Genomic DNA, 17,603 nt, shown 5'->3' with positions numbered 1-17,603 from the left:
CGCACTCCGGTACACCGCTGCGAAGGAGGTCTCCGGGCTCGCCGCAATACGCCGGCGGGCCGGGGCCGGGCGGCGGAATTCCCCTGCGGATCTGAATTGAAGGAGACTCGATGCAGGTTCACTCATGCCCCAGATGCCATGCCGAGGGAATCCGCACCTGCGCCGGTCCCCTCCTGTGCGCCGGCTGCGTCGAGCAGGTCGGGCGTCAGTTGCGCGCTCTGCCGTATCTGCACCAGGAATGCCTGCACCACGTGTCGCCGGCGTCCCGGCGGACGAATCCGACCAAGGTCTCCGGAAGCCGCAGGAACGACTTCCTCGACATCTCCGTGCTGGACAGCCGGCACAACATCCTCGCGGTGCTCGAATCATGGTCCGAGCTCGTCGTGGAGCGGCTCGGACGCGTGGCGCCGAAGCGCACCGTGCCGGACCTGGCACGTTTCCTGGCCCGTCATCTCGCCTGGCTCACCGCGCAGCCCCCGGCCGCCGAGTTCGCGGACGAGATCGAGGGCCTCGCCGGCGAACTGCGCCGCATCGTCGACCCCGACCCCGGCGGTCTCCAGGCGCTCATCCGCACGTGCGTCGTGGAGGGCTGCAACGGAACGATCAGTGCTTTTCCACAGCACCAGAAAAGCAGGAGGCCGGCGGACGGCAGCGTCGGCTGCTCGGCCGGACATTCCTGGAAGATGCACGAGCTGCTCGTTCTGCGGCGGCTCGTGGAGCGGCAGCGAAAGGGCGTCAGCGCATGATCAAGCCACCCCGTCACCGGCTCGTTCCCACGAATGTGGCGGCGCTTGCCGTGGGAGTGAAGGAAGCGACCATCCGGAAGTGGGTGAGCCGCGGAAAGATCACCCGGTACGGCACACCCGGATGCCGCTCGGAATTCGACATCGAGGAACTCACCCGGATCGCTCTGCAGCGTCAGCTCTGACGTTGCCTGGATCTTCGCGAAAGAGCGCGCCGGAAAAGGCGTGGACTCCTTCGTGACGATGGCGGTCTCGATGCGCAAACGACAAGGGGAGCTGAGTGCGTTGACTCTACCGGCCTCAGTGGAGGGGGCAGCGGGAACGGCGGGCGCGGCGAAAGCGCCGGGCGCGCACCCGGGCGGCGGCGCGGTCGGTGTCGGCCGCGCCCACGCGAAGGCCATCGTGCTCGGCGAGCACGCGGTCGTCTACGGCGCTCCGGCGCTCGCTCTTCCGGTGCCGCAGCTGACGGTCACGGCACGGGCCCGACGGTCCTCGCACCCCGGCGACGGGGACGGGCTGTCGTTCACGGTGCCGGGCTCCGCGCCGCGGGCGGTCGTGGACCGGGCCTGCCACGGCCTGCGCCGGCTCGTCGGCGCGTTCAGGGAGCGGACGGGGGTGCACGACGGATCGCCCCTGGAGGTGTGTCTGGACGGCGGGATCCCGCCCGGCCGCGGACTCGGCTCGAGCGCGGCGAACTCGCGCGCCGTGGTGCTGGCCCTCGCCGGACTGTTCGGGCGTGAACTGTCCGAGGACATGGCGTTCGACCTGGTGCAGACGGCCGAGAACGTGACGCACGGCCGGGCCAGCGGCGTCGACGCCATGACCGTGGGCGCCTCGGCGCCGCTGCTGTTCCGGGCGGGCCGGGCCCGTCCGCTGGCCGTCGGCTGCGACGGCGTGTTCATCGTCGCCGACAGTGGCACCGCGGGCGGCACCAAGGAGGCGGGCGAGCTGCTGCGCGCGGGATTCGGGCGGCGGGCCGGTGCCCGGGAGGCGTTCGTGCGGCGGGCGGCCCGGCTCGCCGGCCGGGCCGCCCGGGCCCTGGCCGAGGGGCGGGACGCGGAGCTCGGCACCCAGCTGACGCACTATCACGAGCTCATGCGCGACGCCGGTCTGAGCACCGGCCGTATCGACGCGCTGGTGCACGCCGCGCTCGCGGCGGGCAGCCACGGCGCCAAGATCACCGGTGGCGGCCTGGGCGGCTGTGTCCTCGCGCTGGCCTCCCCGCGGGCGGCCGGCCGGGTCACGCAGCGGCTGCTCGAGGCGGGCGCCGTGGGGGCCTGGGCCGTACCGCTCGAGAGGGGGCGGCGGCCGTGAGCGGTGAACTCCCTGTGCCCGGGCGGCGGCCGCGCGAGCGGTGCGACGGCGGGGCCACCGCCGTCGCGCACCCGAACATCGCGCTGATCAAGTACTGGGGCAAGCGCGACGAGCGGCTGTTCCTGCCCTGGACCGACAGCCTGTCGATGACCCTGGACATCTTCCCCACGACGACCCGGGTCCGGCTCGACGCCGCGGCCGGGCAGGACACGGTCACGCTCGACGGCGTCCCCGCGTACGGGCAGACGCTGCGCCGCGTCACCGCGTTCCTCGGCCTCGTACGGGAGCGGGCGGGGCTGCGGCAGCGGGCCGTCGTGCAGAGCCGGAACACCGTCCCCACCGGGGCGGGCCTCGCGTCCTCCGCCGGCGGGTTCGCCGCCCTCGCCGTCGCCGCGGCCGCCGCGTACGGGCTCGGCCTGGACGCCAGGGGCCTGTCCCGCCTGGCCCGGCGCGGATCGGGGTCGGCCTCGCGCTCCGTCTTCGGCGGCTTCGCCCTGTGGCACGCGGGCGACGCCGCGGGCACGGACGCCGAGGCCGATCTCGCCTCCTACGCCGAGCCGGTGCCCACCGCGGGGCTGGACGCCGCGCTGGTCGTCGCGGTCCTGGACGCGGGCCCCAAGGAGGTGTCCAGCCGTGCGGCCATGCGGCGCACCGTCGCCACCTCCCCGCTGTACCGGCCGTGGGCGCGCTCCAGCGGCGAGGACCTGGCCGAGATGCGGGCCGCGCTGCTGCGCGGCGACCTCCCGGCGGTGGGAGAGATCGCGGAGCGCAACGCCCTGGGCATGCACGCCACGATGCTGGCCGCGCGCCCCGCGGTGCGCTATCTGTCGCCGGCCACGCTGACGGTGCTCGACAGCGTGCTGCAGCTGCGGCGCGAGGGGGTGGCGGCCTACGCGACCATGGACGCCGGGCCGAACGTGAAGGTCCTGTGCGCCCGCGCGGACGCGCAGCGGGTGGCCGGCGTCGTGCGGGCCGCCGCCCCGGGGCGCGCCGTGCACATCGCCGGCCCCGGGCCGGGCGCCCGCCTGACGGGCGGGGACCGGTGAGCGGCCCCGCGCCCGGCCGGCCGGCCGTGGTCCGGCGCGCGCCGGGCAAACTGTTCGTCGCCGGCGAGTACGCGGTCGTGGACAGCGGCAACCCGGCGATCCTGGCGGCCGTCGACCGGTATGTCACGGTCACCGTGTCCGGCTCGGCGTCGCCCGGCGTCCTGGTCTCCTCCGACCTCGCCGCGCATCCGGTGCGTCGCCGCTGGGACGGGGGCCGGCTCGCCGCGGACGGCGGCCGGGAGCGCGGCGGGCCGGTGCACGTGCTCTCGGCCGTGGAGACGGTGGCCGCCCTGCTGGCCGAGCACGGCCTGCCCCGGCCGGGGCTGGAGCTCTCGGTCGCCAGCGCGCTGCACGCCGACGGCCGCAAGTTCGGCCTGGGGTCGAGCGGTGCGGTGACCGTGGCGAGCGTCGCGGCCGTGGCGGCGTACTGCGGCCTGGAGCTGACGCGCGCGGACGTGTACCGGCTCGCCCTCCTCGCCACCGCGCGGATCGACCCCGAGGGCTCCGGCGGCGACCTGGCCGCCAGCACCTGGGGCGGCTGGCTCCTCTACCGGGCACCCGACCGCGGCTTCGTGCTCGACCTGGCCCGCGAGCGGGGAACCGGGGCGGCGCTGCGCGCGCCCTGGCCGGGGTTCGCCGTCCGCAGGCTGCCCCCGCCCGCCGGACTGAGCCTCCAGGCCGGCTGGACCGGCCGTCCCGCCTCCACCGCCCGCCTGGTGTCCGGCCTGCACCGCCGGCCCTGGCGGGGCACCTGCCGGCACCGGCGGTTCACGGCGGCCGTCACCGACGTCGTGCACGCCATGGCCGGTGCGCTCGAGGCCGGTGACGGTCCGGGTGTGCTGCACCAGGTCCGGCGCGCGCGCCAGGAGCTGGCCCGCCTGGACGACGAGGCCGGTCTCGGTGTCTTCACCGACAAGCTGCGCGCCCTGTGCGAGGCCGCCGAGGCCGCGGGCGGCGCGGCCAAGCCGTCGGGCGCGGGGGGCGGCGACTGCGGCATCGCCCTGCTGGACGCCGCGGCGCCGCGGCACATCTCGTACGTACACCGACGGTGGACCGAGGCCGGGGTGCTGCCCCTGCCCGTCCGTGTCGCCATGGAAGGGATCCAACGATGACCGAAGCACATGCGATAGCCGGAGTCCCGATGAAGTGGGTGGGTCCCCTTCGCGTATCGGGCAATGTCGCCCTGGCCGAGACCCAGGTACCGCTGGCCACCTACGAGTCGCCGCTGTGGCCGTCGGTGGGACGCGGCGCGAAGGTCTCCATGCTGGCCGAGCGGGGCATCGTCGCCACCCTGGTCGACGAGCGGATGACCCGTTCGGTGCTCGTCGAGGCGACGGACGCGGGCACCGCGCACGCGGCCGCGCGGGCCATCGAGGCGCGGATCGAGGAGCTGCGCGCCGTGGTGCGCACCTGCAGCCGGTTCGCCGAACTGATCGGGATACGGCACGAGATCAACGCCAACCTGCTGTTCATCCGGTTCGAGTTCAGCACCGGCGACGCCTCCGGCCACAACATGGCCACGCTCGCCTCCGACGCGCTGCTCGGTCATCTGCTGCAGACCGTGCCGGGCATCTCCTACGGATCGATCTCGGGGAACTACTGCACGGACAAGAAGGCCACCGCGGTCAACGGCATCCTCGGCCGCGGCAAGAACGTGGTCACCGAGCTGCTGGTGCCGCGCGAGGTGGTCGAGGGGGTCCTGCACACGACGGCGGCCAAGGTCGTCCGGCTGAACCTGCGCAAGAACCTGCTGGGGACGCTGCTCGCCGGCGGCATCCGCTCGGCCAACGCCCACTACGCGAACATGCTGCTCGCCTTCTACCTGGCCACCGGCCAGGACGCGGCCAACATCGTCGAGGGTTCCCAGGGCGTGACGATGGCCGAGGACCGCGACGGCGACCTGTACTTCTCCTGCACGCTGCCGAACCTGATCGTGGGCACGGTCGGCAACGGCAAGGGCCTGCCCTTCGTGGAGACCAATCTGACCCGGCTCGGCTGCCGGGCCGACCGCGCGCCCGGTGAGAACGCGCGCCGGCTCGCCGTCATCGCGGCGGCGACCGTGCTGTGCGGTGAGCTCTCCCTGCTCGCGGCCCAGACCAACCCGGGTGAGCTCATGCGCGCGCACGTCCAACTGGAACGCGACACCACGACCGCAAAGGTGGGTGCATAGGCCATGTCCTTGTCCATCGGGATCCACGACCTGTCGTTCGCGACGACCGAGTTCGTCCTGCCGCACACGGCGCTCGCCGGCCACAACGGCACCGAGATCGGCAAATACCATGTGGGCATCGGCCAGGAGTCGATGAGTGTGCCCGCCGCCGACGAGGACATCGTGACCCTGGGCGCGGCGGCCGCCGCGCCGGTGGTCGCCCGGCACGGCAGCGACCTGATCCGCACGGTCGTGTTCGCGACGGAGTCGTCGATCGACCAGGCCAAGTCGGCGGGTGTGTACGTCCATTCGCTGCTGGGACTGCCGTCGGCGACCCGGGTCGTCGAGCTGAAGCAGGCCTGCTACGGGGCGACGGCGGCCCTGCAGTTCGCCATCGGCCTGGTGCGCCGCGACCCGGGGCAGCAGGTCCTCGTCGTCGCGAGCGACGTCTCCCGCTACGACCTCGACAGCCCGGGCGAGGCGACCCAGGGCGCGGCGGCGGTGGCCATCCTGGTCTCGGCGGATCCCGCCCTGGTCCGCGTCGAGGACCCCTCCGGGCTCTTCACCGCCGACGTCATGGATTTCTGGCGGCCCAACTACCGCGACACCGCGCTGGTCGACGGGCAGGAGTCGATCGCCGCGTATCTGCAGGCGGTCGAGGGCGTGTGGAAGGACTACACGGAGCAGGGCGGCCACGCGCTGGAGGACTTCGCCGCGTTCTGCTACCACCAGCCGTTCACGAAGATGGCCCACAAGGCGCACCGCCACCTGCTGGACTACTGCGGGCACGACGCCGGCAAGGAGGTCGTCGCCCGCGCCGTCGCAGGCACCACGGCCTACAACGCCGTGATCGGCAACAGCTACACCGCCTCGATGTATCTCGGCCTCGCCGCGCTGCTGGACCAGGCGGACGACCTGGCCGGGCGGCCCGTGGGCTTCCTCAGCTACGGCTCCGGCAGCGTCGCCGAGTTCTTCGCCGGGACGGTGGTCGCCGGGTACCGGGAGCACCTGCGCACGAGGGCGCACCGCGAGGCGATCGGCCGGCGCCGGGTGGTCGACTACGCGGCCTACCGCGGCCTGCACGAGCGCGCGTTCCCGACGGACGGCGGCGACCACTGCACCCCGGCGCAGACGACCGGCCCCTTCCGGCTGGCCGGGATCAGCGGCCACAAGCGCATCTACCAGGCGCGCTGAGGCCGCCCGCGGGACGCGGACGTGCGTCCCGGCCGCCCCGGGCCGCCCGCCCCGGGCCACCGGGACGCACACCGGCGGGCCACCGGGACGCACGCCGGTGGGCCCCGCACAGCGCATCCGACCGTTCGAGGAAAGGGCAGCTCGATGAGTGCTCAGCGCAAGGACGACCATGTCCGGCTCGCCATGGAGCAGCAGCACGCGCACAGCGGACGCAACCAGTTCGACGAGGTGTCGTTCGTCCACCACGCCCTGGCCGGCATCGACCGGCCGGACGTGTCGCTGGCCACGTCCTTCGCCGGGATCTCCTGGCGGGCGCCGCTCTACATCAACGCGATGACCGGCGGCAGCGCCAAGACCGGTGCCATCAACCGGGACCTGGCGATCGCCGCGCGGGAGTCCGGGGTGGCCATCGCCTCGGGCTCCATGCACGCCTACTTCAGGGACCCCTCGTGCGCCGACACGTTCCGTGTGCTGCGCCGGGAGAACCCGGACGGGTTCGTGCTGGCGAACGTCAATGCCACGGCCTCGGTCGACGACGCGCGGCGCGCCGTGGACCTGCTGCGTGCCGACGCGCTGCAGATCCACCTCAACACGGCGCAGGAGACGGCCATGCCGGAGGGCGACCGCTCCTTCGGGTCCTGGGGTCCGCAGATCGGCAAGATCGTGGCGGCCGTCGGCGTCCCGGTGATCGTCAAGGAGGTCGGCAACGGGCTGAGCAGGCAGACCGTGCAGGCGTTGCGGGACCTCGGGGTGCAGGCGGCCGACCTCAGCGGCCGCGGTGGCACCGACTTCGCCCGCATCGAGAACGGGCGGCGCGAACTGGCCGACTACGCCTTCCTGCACGGCTGGGGGCAGTCCACCGCCGCCTGCCTGCTGGACGCGCAGGACGTCGGTCTGCCCGTGCTCGCCTCCGGCGGCGTCCGCGACCCGCTCGACGTCGCCCGTGCGCTCGCGCTCGGCGCCCGGGCCGTCGGGTCCTCCGGGGGCTTCCTGCGCACCCTGCTGGAGGGCGGTGTGCCGGCCCTCGTCGCGCGGATCACGACCTGGCTGGACCAGCTGGCGGCCCTGCAGACCATGCTCGGCGCGCGCACCCCCGCCGACCTGGTGCACTGCGACCTGCTGATCCAGGGCGCCTTGCGTTCCTTCTGCGCCGACCGGGGCATCGACACGCGTCGTCTCGCCCGGCGCTCCGGCTGCGGCGAGGTTCTCCACGAGACGACGGGAGGCAGGCGATGACCGACGTCAGGATCGTCGGCACGGGTGCCTATGTGCCGGACCGGGTCGTCTCCAACGACGAAGCCGGGGCGGCGGCGGGGGTCGACGACGCCTGGATCACCCGCAAGACCGCGATCCGGGAGCGGCGCTGGGCCGCCCCCGGGCAGGCCACCTCGGACCTGGCCACGGCGGCGGCGCGGGCCGCGCTGCGGTCGGCGGGCATCACCGCCGAGCAGTTGTCGGTGATCGCGGTCGCCACGTCCACGCCGGACCGGCCCCAGCCGCCCACGGCGGCGTACGTGCAGCACCGTCTCGGTGCGCCCGGCACCGCGGCGTTCGACGTCAACGCGGTGTGCTCGGGCACGGTGTTCGCGCTGTCCGCGGTCGGCGGTGTCCTGGAGCACCGGGGCGGTCACGCGCTGATCATCGGCGCGGACGTGTACTCGCGGATCCTGGACCCGGCCGACCGCAGGACGGTCGTCCTGTTCGGGGACGGCGCCGGTGCGATCGTCCTGGGCACGACGGGCCGCGGCCCGCGTGTGCGCCATGTCGCGCTGCACACCTTCGGTGAGCTCTCGGGCCTGATCCAGGTGCCCGCGGGCGGCAGCCGGCTGCCCGCCGACGCCGCCGCGCTCGACGCCGGGCTGCAGTACTTCGCGATGGACGGGCGGGCGGTGCGCCGCTTCGTCGTCGAGCAGCTGCCGCGTCTGGTCAAGGGGTTCCTGCACGAGGCCGGTGTCGGTCCCGAGGACATCAGCCACTTCGTCCCGCACCAGGCCAACGGTGTCATGCTCGACGAGGTGGCCGGGGACCTGGCCCTGCCCCGCGCCACGGTGCACCGGACGCTGACGCACTACGGCAACACGGGCGCCGCCTCCATCCCGATCACCCTGGACGCGGCCGCCCGCGCGGGCGCCTTCCGTCCGGGCGAACTGCTGCTGCTGGCCGGTTTCGGCGGCGGGATGGCGGCGAGCTTCGCGCTGGTGGAGTGGTGAGCGGCCGGCCCGCCGCGGTCGTCAGCGGCCGTCGGGGGCGCGCCGTACGTCGTCGTGGGCGGGCCACAGCTCCCGGTCCAGGCGGCGTTCCTGCGCGGTGAGCGGGAGGTCGGGGCGCAGCCGCTCGGGGTGTCCGGGCGGCGGTCCGCAGGGCTGCTCCTCGTGCGGTGCGAACGGGTCGTGGGGCCGCGGGCCCGACAGGGGGGCGAACACCGCGTAGTAGTACACCAGCGGGCCGCTCAGGACGGCTCCCATGATCGTCAGGGATCGCCAGAGCGGGCGCAGGCAGCGGGTCGTCAGCACCCTGCGGCCTGTGCGCAACCACCGTCTCATGTCCGCCCTTTCGCCGGTCGGCTCGCGTCTGTCCGCTCGCGTCTGTCCGCACAGACTGGCAAGGTCCGCTCGTGACGCGGTCGAGGGCCGCCGTCCGGGCGGCGGGGTCGTGCCGGTGGCGGCGGGTCAGTCCGCCGGTCCGCAGGCGGCCGCCAGGGCCCGGGACAGGCCGTGGGCGCGGTGCCATTCGTCGACGGCCGCACCGGCGAGCGCCACCCGGGGCGGCGGGCCGCCGTTTGCCGCGATGCGCCGGGCGAGATCGCAGGCGAGCACGCCGGCCCCGGAGAACCCGCCGAGGAGCAGGGGCCGGCCGGTGCCGAGCGCGGCCCGGGCGGCCTCCGCGCCGTCGGCGCCCACGGTGAGCACCAGCAGTTCCTGCGGGCCCGGATAGGTGTGGGCGACCAGGTCGTAGCAGCCGGCGGGCATGCCCGGCGGCGGGATCAGACAGATCGTTCCCGCGCCCTCCTCGCGCGCCGCGCGCAGTGTCACCAGCGGGGCGGCGCGGTCCGTGCGGCCGTCCGCGGGGGCCTGGGCCATGTGCGGTACGGCGGTGCCCTCGAGCAGGGCGAGGGCCTCGGCCACGGTCGTGGACTCGCCCGCGGTCAAGGGGAGTTCGCACAGCAGCAGCGCGCACTGGGCCAGCAGTTCGGCCGCGGCCGCCTCGCCGAGCAGGGCCCGGTCGTGCACCCCGGTGAGGACCAGGGCGCCGGAGCTGTCGTGATGGGCGAGCAGTCCGATGGGCAGGACGGAGCGGGCGGGCAGCGTGCCGGGGAACTCGGCCTGGATGCCGTGGGCGGCCAGTTCGTCCTCCAGGCCCTCCACCGGGTGGGGCGGGTCCTCGAACACCAGGACCGTGTCGAGGGGGTCGGCTCCCGTGCCGCCGGCCCACTCGCGGATCCACTGCGCGGGCACCCATTCGTAGGCGGCCATGTCCAGGGCGCGGTCGCGCAGGTGCCGCAGCAGCCGGGGCACCGAGTGCGCCGGGTCCACCTCGACGGTCATCGGCAGCGGGTTGCGCAGCGGTCCCGGCATGCGGGCCGCGCCGTCCAGCGCGATGCCGCGTCCCGAGACGGTGACCGCGAAGCAGACCGGGGCCGGTCCCCGCACGCCGCAGGCCCGGTACAGGAGCATCGCCCACACCGCCTGCAGCACGCTGCTCTCGGCCGTGCCCCAGGTGCCCGCCCAGTGCGCGAGCCGGGCGGTGTCCGCGGGGTCGAGGCTGAGGCGGGCGCGGCCGATGCCGGTCATGCCCGTGGGCCCGGCGGGCCGGCCGGGCCGGGAGGCCGCGGTGTCGGGCGAGGGCAGGCGCCGCCAGAACCCGCGGGCGGGTTCCGGGTCCTGGGCCGCGACCCAGGCGGTGTAGTCGCGCAGGTCGGGGCGGCGCTCGCCGCCCGGCAGGGTGCCGCCCGCCAGGTAGGCGCGGTAGAACTCGCGCAGCAGCAGGTGTGCGCTCCAGCTGTCGAGCAGGGCCCGGTGGTAGGTGAGCAGGATCCGTGTGGGGGCGGTGCGGCCGGCGGGCGCGGGCGCGGGCGTCTCCAGGAGGGTCAGGCGCAGTGCTCCGGGGCGGCGCAGGTCGAAGCCGCGCAGCCGGTCGCGTTCCAGGAACGGGGACCAGCCGCCGTCGCGGCAGACCTGGCGGGTGATCTCGGGCACCACCCGCTCGTGCGGCACGAGCAGCGGTTCGCCGGTGCCGGTGAACGCGGTGCGCAGCACCGTCTCGCAGTCGAACACCGACTGCCAGGCCGCCGTGAAGCGCCCGGTGTCGAAGGGGCCGTGCCACACCCACACCAGTTGCTCGACGTGGCGGCCGGTGCCGGGGGCCGCGTCGCCGCCCGTGTGCAGGGCCGCCTGCTGGGCGGTGGGCCGGAAGGCGGCGGCGGCCGGTGCGGCGGGCAGTTCGGCCAGTTCCTGCAGCAGGTCGTGCAGGAGCCGCTCGAGGTCGCGGACCCGGGCGTCGGTGAGCTCGTCGGCGCCGGGCCGCGCGTCGCGGGTCCAGTCGAGGCCGATGTGCAGCCGGCCGTCGGCGACCTGGGCCCGTACCCGGACCGGGTGGCCGGGCCGCGGCCCGGTGGGGGTGCCGGTGTCCGCGGTCGGGGCCCGGGCGGGCAGTGCCTGCGCCGTGCCGTGCAGGATCAGACAGGCCTGGGCGGGGGGCAGTTCGGCCAGGGCGTGGCGCAGCAGCGGGTCGGGGCTCCACTGGCGGCAGGCGCCGAAGCCCGCGCCGCCCGCGGCCCGTCCCGCGCAGGTGGCGAGCGCACCGGCCAGGGCGTCCAGCTGGTGCAGGGGGCCGGGTCCGGGGCCGGGGGTCAGGTGCACCGGGTAGGGGTCGGTGAGCCGGCCCACCTGGCGCCGCAGGCCCTGGCGGGCCGGCCGGGGGTCGCTCCAGACGTCGAAGTCGACCTCGTCCTGGCCGTGCCAGCGGGCCAGGGCCAGGGCGAACACCCCGGTCAGCACCTGTCCCTCGGTCAGCGCGAGCCGCCGGGCCAGGCCGCGGGTGATCCGCTCGGTGGCTTCGGGGGCCAGTACGAAGGCGCTGTGCCGCGCGGTGCCGGGCGCGGGCGGCCGGGCGGCGGCCGCCCGTGCCCGGTCTTCGGCCACGTTGCTCCAGTGCCTCGCCTCGTCGGCGTCGCGGGCCAGTTCCCGCAGTTCGGTGACCCACTCGGCCAGGCCGTCCGGTGTCCGGGGCGGTCGTGCCGGGGCTCCGGCGGCGGCCGCGCCGAGGGCGGCCGTCAGGTCCTCGAGCAGGATGTGCCAGGACGCGGGGTCCACGGCGAGTTCGTGGACGACCACCGCGAGCCGGTCGCCGCGCGGCCCGGTCGGCCGGCGGTCCCGGGCGAGCAGGGCCCGCAGCTGCACGCCGGTGCGTGCGTCGAGGGTGCGGCCGGTGCGGGCCAGGGCCCGGGCGAAGGAGGCCTCGTCGGTGAACTCCCCTTCCAGCAGCGGATCCTGTTCCGTGTCGCCGCAGGCGGCCGCCGCGGTCAGCCAGGTGCCCCGGCCGTCGAGGCGGGACCGCAGCTGGGGGTGGGCGGCGGCGACGGCCCGCAGTGCCTGCCGCAGCGCGCCCGCCTCCAGCGGGGCCCCCGGTTCGATGACCACGGCCTCGTAGCGCTGCTCGTCGTCGGGCGTGCGGGCCGCGTGCTGGGCGGCGGTCAGCGGGCGGCGGGCGGCGGGCGGCTCGGTGAGCAGGTCGGCGACGCGGCCCCAGACGCGGGCGTCGTGGGTGCCGCGCGCCGCGGACAGCCGCAGCGTGTGGTGGTCGGGGCCGTGCCGCAGCAGCCGGTAGCGCACGGCGCTTCGGTCCGGGTCGCCGGTGGTGACCTCGCCCAGGATCTTCTCCAGGGCCGCGGCGTCGAGCGAGCCGTGCAGTTCGAGGGACCAGGGGGCCGGATAGGGGGCGGACCCGGGTTCGACGACCACACAGACCGGTGTGTCCGGGGAGCGGTGAACAGTCATGGTGTCCGAGGTGGCGCGGTCCGCTGCGCGCGGCCGGCCTCCCTTCTCGCTCCTCTCTGTCCGCTGCGCTGAAAGTGCCTCTCTTCCCTGACGGCCCCTGATCTGTCCGGATCGACAAGGGTCGGACTCGCACGCTAGTGCCCCGGCGCGGCGGCGTCCGATTTCCCGAGCGGGTGTACAGCGGTGTCCGAGCGGTGCCCGAGCCCGGACGGCGCTCGGGCACCGGTGGCCCCTGCCGTCACAGCATGCGCACGGCGCTCTTCGCGTGCTGTCCGGCGAGGGCGAGCAGGGTGCGGCTGGTGGCGGAGAGCGTGCGGCGCACCTGGCGGCGGGTGTCGGCCAGTGCGGTGCGCCGGTCCGGTCCTGCGGCGCCGGTCTCCTCGCGCAGTACGACGCGGTGCTGCACGCTCACGCTCACGCCCGTCTCGTCGGGGACGACGGACCATTCGCCGACGTGGGCCGCCAGCGCGGCCGCGGGCGTCGTCTCCTTGTAGACGATGCGGCCCGCGTGCGGGAAGCAGATCCGCACCGCCTTCGTGGTCTGCTCGCCGTGTCCGGTGCGGGTGCGCAGGGTCAGGTGCTGCACTCCGGGCGCGTCCTCGGTGAGATCGGCCCCGGTGACGTGGGGCACCCGCCCGGGCCAGTCCGCGGCCCGGTAGAGGAAGTCGTAGACCAGTTCCGGCGGGCCGTTGACGCGCAGGGACTCCTCGAAGGCCAGGGTCAGTTCGTCCAGCCGCGTCCACTGCTCGGCCAGGGTCTTGAGGTCGGCGATGTGGATGCGGCAGTTGTGGTCGGCGGCCCGGCGCACCCGCGCCAGGTCCTCGGGCCGGTCGTCGACGACGCCGAGGGCGTAGCGCAGCCGGGCCCGGCTGGCGCGCGGTCCTTCGACGCTCACGTCCAGGGAGCCGGCCATGAAGTCCAGCGGGGCGGTGAGCTGTTCGTGCCGGTAGTCGATGCGGCGTTCCACCGGGTCGAGCCGGCGGCCCAGTATGCAGGATTCCAGCCGGCCGCCCAGAAGGGACCACACGCGCAGCCGTTCGTGTTCGCCGTCGAATTCCAGGCGTTCCGCGTGGATGTTCTCGGAGAAATACAGCGGCCAGTTCTCCGCGTCGGCGATCAGTGTGTAGACCACCCCCGCCGGCGCGGCCACCTGCACGTCGTGTGTCCTGCGGTCCGTGTGCTCAGCAGACATCTGCACACCTTTCTCTTCGCACCGCGCCGCCGGGGCTGGAAACGGAATCCGGACGGCGGGAATTCAGGGGCGCGCACCGGACCGAAGGGCCGACGCGGGCCGACGGGTGGGAGGGGCCGGGACCCGGCGGGCCGGTCCGGCGGCCGGGGCGGTTCGCGAACGTGTACGCGAGGACGCCGGTCCGGGGCGGGGCGCGGCCGGCCGGTCCCGCCGGTCCGGCGGCGCGGGCCGTCGGCGGTCGCGGGGGGCCGCGGCGCGCTGTCCTCGCGGGCGGCGGGCGGCGGGGCGGCGAGGGGGCCGGCCGGTTCGCGGGCCGCTTTTGGCGGGGTCCGGGCGGGTGCCGGGGCGGTGGGGGGTGCCCGGTGCGCGGCCTGCGGCCGGATGCCGTCGTCCTCGTGAGGGGCGCAGGGGGCGGCGGGGGCGGGGGTGCCTCGAGGCCGTGCCCGTGCGGGGCTCTGCCGCGGGCCGGCGGGGCGGGGCGGCGGGCGGAGCCTGGTGCGGGTGCGTCCCGGGCGCGGGCCGGTGGCGGCCGTGGCCCGGCGAAGCCGGCCGCGTCCCGGTGCCGGCGGCTGCCGCCCGGCGTGCGGGGGCCTCGCCCGGGTGCGGGCGGCAACCGGGCCGCACCGGCGGTCGGTCCGACATGGCGTCCTCCTCTCCTGCGCCTCTGGTCGCGCGGGAGGGCAGGGTCCGAGCATCGCCAGGGCTTCTCGAGCGGCGCTCGAGGCCGGGCGGAGCCGTCTCAGGCCGCGTACCGGTCGAAGGTGGAGCCGCGCCGCGGGCCGGCCACCACGTCGAGTTCGGGGTCGACCGAGAGGATGGCCTGGTGCAGGCGCTGCAGCTGCGGCGAGGGCTCCACGCCCAGGTCCTCCGTCAGCCGCCGCCACATCTTGCGGTAGACCTCCAGGGCGGCGGCCTGCCGTCCGGACCGGTACAGGGCCACCATCGCCTGTGCGTGCAGGCCCTCGTGCTGGGGGTGGCGGGCGACCAGGTCGGCGAGTTCGGCGAGCACCTCGGTGTGCCGTCCCAGCCGCAGGTCCGCGTCGATCCGCCGCTCGACGGTCACCAGACGGGACTCCTCGAGGCGCATGACCTCTATCTCCAGGACCGGTCCGAGCCGTACGTCCACCAGTGCGGTGCCCTGCCACAGCGCGAGGGCCTGCCGGAAGCACTGGGCGGCTCTCTCGTCGCCGCCCTCCTCGAAGGCTTCCTGGCCCGCGGAGACCAGGCGCTCGTAGGCGTGCACGTCGACCGAGTCCGAGGGGATCTGCAGCAGGTAGCCGCCGTGCCGGGTGGCCAGCACGTCCTTCGCGTTGCCGGGCGCGTCGGGGCCCATCGCGGTGCCGAGGCAGCGGCGCAGTTGCATGATGTAGGTCTGCAGCGTGGTCATCGCGCTCTGCGGCAGTTCCATGCCCCAGATCTCTTCCATCAGCGTGGCCACCGGCAGTACACGGTTCGGGTGCAGTGCGAGCAGAGCGAGAACCTGCCGGGGTTTCCCGGCGGTCGGGACGATCGACCCGCCGTTCACGGTGGCACACAGCGGACCTAGAATCCGGATCTCCATGGTTTCCTCCGTTCGTCGCGGGCTCTCCCCCGTGGCGGAAAGTCGTCGGCGAATTGGCAGGCTAGCCGTACCCGCTTCCGAAGTGCCTTTTCCTTCAGCGGAGTTCGAGCGAACCTCGAAGGGCGGACCACCGGGGAAAGGTATGTGACTCCTCCCTGTCCCGAGGGACGGGGTTTCTCGCTATGCCGTGCCGGCGTAGCAACGGACCAGCCCGGCCCGTAATACGTTGACGGCTGCGGCCGTTTCGGTGCGGGCGGTGTGGCCGCAGGCGGCGCAGCAGAACTTCTCCGGTGCGGGCCGGTTCTCCTTCGCGAGGTGCCCGCAGCGGGGGCAGGTGCGGGAGGTGTCGCGGGGGTCCACGGTGATCACTTCCCGTCCGGCGCTCTCAGCCTTGGCGTGCAGGATCCTCAGGAACACCCCCCAACCGGCGTCGGTGGTCGGCCTGTCGGGCCCGGCCCCGGCGGGCGGGTGGGCTCCCGGCGCGTCGGGGCCGGGACGGGGCGCGGGGGGTTTGCGCGTGTCGCGGGTCCTCGGGTCTTCGTACGCGATGACGTCGTGGGTGCGGACCAGGTGCAGGGCGGTCTTGTGGGCGTGGTCCAGTTGCTGGCGGCGGAGCTTGCCGTGCAGCCGGGCGACCTCCTCCGCCGCGCGCCGGTGGCCGGCGGTGCGGTCCTTCGCCCGGCGGCGCGGGAAGCGGGACAGGGCCTGCCGGGCGGCCTGGAGTTTCGCGGCGGCGCGGCGGCCGTGGCGCGGGGCGGGGACGAGGCCGCCGCTGGAGTCGGCGAGGAAGTCCGCGCCGCCCGGGCCGATCCCGACCGTGCTGCCGGTCTTGGGCAGCGGCTCGGGCCGTTCCCGTTCGGCGGTGAGCACGACGAACCACTTGCGGCCCTCGCGCTTGACCGAGACGGTCCTGACCCTGCCGGGCACCGGCCGGTGCTGGTGGACCCTCACGTGTCCGACGCCCTGGAGGTGAAGGCGGGTGACCGGGTCGTGCGGGGTGGAGTCCCAGCGGCAGCCGTCCCCGTCCCGGGGGAAGTCCACCGTGTCGAAGCGGCCCGCCCCGCGAAAACGCGGCCAGCCGGGGGTGTCGCCGAGGGAGAGGCGGCGGAAGAACGCCCGCATCGCCTTGTCCAGGCGGCGCAGGGTGGCCTGCTGCGAGGAGAGGGACCAGCGGCCCTGACGCTGCGGGTCGAACGCCCGGATCTCCTCGAGCTGGGCGCACTGCCCGCCGTATCCGGGCCTGGCCCTCGCGGTGTGCCGGTGGGCGTCGCGGCGTTCCTGCAGGGCCCCGTTGTAGAGGGAGCGATGGTCCCGCAGCATGTCGGACAGTGCCTGGGCCTGGCGGACGGTGGGGCGCAGGAGGAACCTGTACGCACGGATCATCCGGCCCCTCCCCTCCGTCCGGCTTCCTTCGGCGCCGCCGGACCCGGTCCGCGGACTCCTCGGTGTCAGTTGCTGCGCACCAGCCGCCCGCCGGCGCTCGATGCGGAATCGAGTGCGCCGTCGGGGCTGGCCATGAGGATCAGGCGCTGGATCCTGCGCAGGTCGACGGACGGCTCGAGTCCCAGCTCCTGCACGAGGGTGGTGCGCACCCGCTGGTACGCCGTCAGCGCCTCGCTGCGCCGTCCCGAGCGGTACAGGGCCAGCATGTACTGGCCGTGCAGGTTCTCGTGCGTCGGGTAGCGGTTGACCAGGACCGTCAGTTCGGCGAGCAGGTCGCGGTGCCGGCCGAGGCGCAGGTCCGCCTCGATGCGCTGGTCGAGGGCGCACAGCCGGGTCTCGTCGAGGCGCTTGGCCTCCATCTGCAGCACCTCGCCGAGCTGCACGTCGGCGAAGGCGGGGCCGGTCCACAGCTCGAGTCCCTTGCGCAGCTGCCGTACCGCGCCCTGGAAGTCCCCCGCGTCGATCGCCCGGTAGCCCACGCCCGCGAGCCGCTCGAACTCCCTGACGTCGCTGGTGCCTTCGCCGCTGTCGAGGAGGTAGCCCCCGGGCAGGGTGGCCAGGACGTTCTTGGCCGTACGCCGCTTCCCCTCCTCGGGCCGGCCCCGTTCCAGGGCGGCCGTGATGAGTTCGCGCAGCTGGAGCACGTAGGTCTGCAGGGTGGTCCGGGCGCTGCGCGGCGGCGTGCTGCCCCACAGTTCCTCGGTCAGCGCTGCGACGGAGACCACCTGATCGGCGTGGAGGGCCAGCAGGGCGAGAACCTGCCGCGGCTTCGGCGCGGTGGGCGTGATGGAGACGCCGTTCTCCCTGACGTCCAGAGTGCCCAATAACTCGATGTTCACGCGCTCTCCCTTATCTCATGCCCTCGAGTACTCCGGGGATCCCATGGCCGTCAACAGATGCGGTCCAGCGTGCACCAGGGTAAAAACAGCACGACCGGTCTGTCAACACCAAACCGCGCATGCCGT

15 protein-coding genes are annotated in these 17,603 nt (G+C 74.7%); 9 read left to right on the top strand and 6 right to left on the bottom strand.

The window, feature by feature from the left end:
• Nucleotides 1-110 precede the first annotated feature (110 nt).
• The 9 genes from CW362_RS30715 to CW362_RS30680 all read left to right on the top strand — a co-directional run bounded on the left by CW362_RS30715 (nucleotide 111) and on the right by CW362_RS30680 (nucleotide 8,656).
• A complete protein-coding gene (locus CW362_RS30715) occupies nucleotides 111-746 on the top strand; it encodes a hypothetical protein (RefSeq protein ID WP_103552877.1) in 636 nt (211 codons plus the stop codon).
• Nucleotides 743-928 (top strand): MerR family transcriptional regulator, encoded by a 186-nt coding sequence (locus tag CW362_RS43505; protein WP_162684282.1) that lies wholly within the window; start codon nucleotides 743-745, stop codon nucleotides 926-928. The genes CW362_RS30715 and CW362_RS43505 overlap by 4 nt, the downstream gene beginning before the upstream one ends.
• A gap of 118 nt (nucleotides 929-1,046) precedes the next feature.
• Nucleotides 1,047-2,057 carry a mevalonate kinase gene (gene mvk / locus CW362_RS30710; RefSeq protein WP_240658120.1) on the top strand — a complete coding sequence of 337 codons (1,011 nt, stop codon included), beginning with the start codon at nucleotides 1,047-1,049 and terminating at the stop codon, nucleotides 2,055-2,057.
• Nucleotides 2,054-3,103, top strand: a complete 1,050-nt coding sequence (mvaD, locus tag CW362_RS30705; RefSeq protein WP_206301094.1) for a diphosphomevalonate decarboxylase — start codon at nucleotides 2,054-2,056, stop codon at nucleotides 3,101-3,103. Before mvk ends, mvaD begins: the two co-directional genes overlap by 4 nt.
• The gene (locus CW362_RS30700) at nucleotides 3,100-4,215 is read left to right on the top strand and encodes a phosphomevalonate kinase (protein WP_103552875.1); all 1,116 of its coding nucleotides are present in this window, start codon (nucleotides 3,100-3,102) and stop codon (nucleotides 4,213-4,215) included. Before mvaD ends, CW362_RS30700 begins: the two co-directional genes overlap by 4 nt.
• On the top strand, nucleotides 4,212-5,273 hold the full coding sequence (locus tag CW362_RS30695; RefSeq protein ID WP_112477707.1) for a hydroxymethylglutaryl-CoA reductase: 1,062 nt from the start codon (nucleotides 4,212-4,214) through the stop codon (nucleotides 5,271-5,273). The genes CW362_RS30700 and CW362_RS30695 overlap by 4 nt, the downstream gene beginning before the upstream one ends.
• A 3-nt stretch (nucleotides 5,274-5,276) precedes the next feature.
• Nucleotides 5,277-6,446, top strand: a complete 1,170-nt coding sequence (locus tag CW362_RS30690; RefSeq protein WP_103552873.1) for a hydroxymethylglutaryl-CoA synthase — start codon at nucleotides 5,277-5,279, stop codon at nucleotides 6,444-6,446.
• Between the two features lie 144 nt (nucleotides 6,447-6,590).
• Nucleotides 6,591-7,682 carry a type 2 isopentenyl-diphosphate Delta-isomerase gene (fni, locus tag CW362_RS30685; protein ID WP_103552872.1) on the top strand — a complete coding sequence of 364 codons (1,092 nt, stop codon included), beginning with the start codon at nucleotides 6,591-6,593 and terminating at the stop codon, nucleotides 7,680-7,682.
• Nucleotides 7,679-8,656, top strand: coding sequence for a 3-oxoacyl-ACP synthase III family protein (locus CW362_RS30680; protein WP_103552871.1), 978 nt, complete (start codon nucleotides 7,679-7,681; stop codon nucleotides 8,654-8,656). Before fni ends, CW362_RS30680 begins: the two co-directional genes overlap by 4 nt.
• 21 nt (nucleotides 8,657-8,677) lie before the next feature.
• Here the strand turns inward: CW362_RS30680 and CW362_RS30675 are convergent, their stop codons facing one another.
• The 6 genes from CW362_RS30675 to CW362_RS30650 all read right to left on the bottom strand — a co-directional run bounded on the left by CW362_RS30675 (nucleotide 8,678) and on the right by CW362_RS30650 (nucleotide 17,477).
• Complete coding sequence (locus CW362_RS30675) at nucleotides 8,678-8,989, bottom strand: DUF6059 family protein (protein ID WP_162684281.1); 312 nt, start codon at nucleotides 8,987-8,989, stop codon at nucleotides 8,678-8,680.
• Nucleotides 8,990-9,115: 126 nt separating this feature from the next.
• The gene (locus CW362_RS30670) at nucleotides 9,116-12,442 is read right to left on the bottom strand and encodes a condensation domain-containing protein (RefSeq protein ID WP_103552869.1); all 3,327 of its coding nucleotides are present in this window, start codon (nucleotides 12,440-12,442) and stop codon (nucleotides 9,116-9,118) included.
• A 238-nt stretch (nucleotides 12,443-12,680) separates the two neighbouring features.
• On the bottom strand, nucleotides 12,681-13,634 hold the full coding sequence (locus CW362_RS30665; protein ID WP_103552868.1) for an aromatase/cyclase: 954 nt from the start codon (nucleotides 13,632-13,634) through the stop codon (nucleotides 12,681-12,683).
• A gap of 739 nt (nucleotides 13,635-14,373) precedes the next feature.
• Entirely contained in the window at nucleotides 14,374-15,195 is an 822-nt protein-coding gene (locus CW362_RS30660; protein WP_103552867.1) for an AfsR/SARP family transcriptional regulator, read from the bottom strand.
• A 180-nt stretch (nucleotides 15,196-15,375) separates the two neighbouring features.
• Complete coding sequence (locus CW362_RS30655) at nucleotides 15,376-16,578, bottom strand: RNA-guided endonuclease InsQ/TnpB family protein (protein WP_103552866.1); 1,203 nt, start codon at nucleotides 16,576-16,578, stop codon at nucleotides 15,376-15,378.
• 65 nt (nucleotides 16,579-16,643) lie between these two features.
• Nucleotides 16,644-17,477: an AfsR/SARP family transcriptional regulator gene (locus tag CW362_RS30650; RefSeq protein WP_103552865.1), complete on the bottom strand. Its 834-nt coding sequence runs from the start codon at nucleotides 17,475-17,477 to the stop codon at nucleotides 16,644-16,646.
• Nucleotides 17,478-17,603: the final 126 nt, after the last annotated feature.

Origin of the sequence: Streptomyces populi (assembly GCF_002911015.1) — a bacterium.
GTDB lineage: Bacteria > Actinomycetota > Actinomycetes > Streptomycetales > Streptomycetaceae > Streptomyces > Streptomyces populi.
This window is presented reverse-complemented; position numbering and strand designations above follow the sequence as displayed.

Excerpts from the sequence above, each read along its gene's own strand:
- CW362_RS30715 (WP_103552877.1), top strand. The coding sequence starts at position 111 with ATGCAGGTTCACTCATGCCCCAGATGCCATGCCGAGGGAATCCGCACC.
- CW362_RS43505 (WP_162684282.1), top strand. The coding sequence starts at position 743 with ATGATCAAGCCACCCCGTCACCGGCTCGTTCCCACGAATGTGGCGGCG.
- CW362_RS30695 (WP_112477707.1), top strand. The coding sequence starts at position 4,212 with ATGACCGAAGCACATGCGATAGCCGGAGTCCCGATGAAGTGGGTGGGT.
- CW362_RS30690 (WP_103552873.1), top strand. The coding sequence starts at position 5,277 with ATGTCCTTGTCCATCGGGATCCACGACCTGTCGTTCGCGACGACCGAG.
- fni (WP_103552872.1), top strand. The coding sequence starts at position 6,591 with ATGAGTGCTCAGCGCAAGGACGACCATGTCCGGCTCGCCATGGAGCAG.
- CW362_RS30680 (WP_103552871.1), top strand. The coding sequence starts at position 7,679 with ATGACCGACGTCAGGATCGTCGGCACGGGTGCCTATGTGCCGGACCGG.
- CW362_RS30675 (WP_162684281.1), bottom strand. The coding sequence starts at position 8,989 with ATGAGACGGTGGTTGCGCACAGGCCGCAGGGTGCTGACGACCCGCTGC.
- CW362_RS30670 (WP_103552869.1), bottom strand. The coding sequence starts at position 12,442 with ATGACTGTTCACCGCTCCCCGGACACACCGGTCTGTGTGGTCGTCGAA.
- CW362_RS30665 (WP_103552868.1), bottom strand. The coding sequence starts at position 13,634 with ATGTCTGCTGAGCACACGGACCGCAGGACACACGACGTGCAGGTGGCC.
- CW362_RS30660 (WP_103552867.1), bottom strand. The coding sequence starts at position 15,195 with ATGGAGATCCGGATTCTAGGTCCGCTGTGTGCCACCGTGAACGGCGGG.
- CW362_RS30655 (WP_103552866.1), bottom strand. The coding sequence starts at position 16,578 with ATGATCCGTGCGTACAGGTTCCTCCTGCGCCCCACCGTCCGCCAGGCC.